This window comes from Pseudomonas sp. PNPG3 (assembly GCF_023093815.1).
Classification (GTDB): domain Bacteria; phylum Pseudomonadota; class Gammaproteobacteria; order Pseudomonadales; family Pseudomonadaceae; genus Aquipseudomonas; species Aquipseudomonas asiatica.
In genome coordinates this window covers 1-257 of the sequence record NZ_JALLKV010000275.1, presented here as the reverse complement: position 1 = coordinate 257, position 257 = coordinate 1, and the positions used below count along the sequence as shown (strand labels likewise).

Genomic DNA, 257 nt, shown 5'->3' with positions numbered 1-257 from the left:
GCATCATGTGGCTGACGCTGATTGTCGCCGAGACCATCGCGGCCTCCTCGGGCCTCGGCTACATGGCGATGCAGGCGCGCGAGTTCATGCTGATCGATGTCGTCGTGCTCTCGATCCTGATCTACGCGCTGCTCGGCAAGCTCGCCGACAGCGCCTCCCGCGTGCTGGAGCGCCTGACGCTCTCCTGGCACCCTGCCTTCCAGAAACGCTGAGAGAAACATGCAGACTGCTCTTCGTACGGCTCTTCCCGAAGAAAC

At 62.6% G+C, this 257-nt stretch carries 1 pseudogene; it reads left to right on the top strand.

What is annotated here, in order from left to right:
* A pseudogene (gene ssuC / locus MJ643_RS31025) lies at nucleotides 1–212 on the top strand (aliphatic sulfonate ABC transporter permease SsuC); the annotation flags it as partial.
* Nucleotides 213–257: the final 45 nt, after the last annotated feature.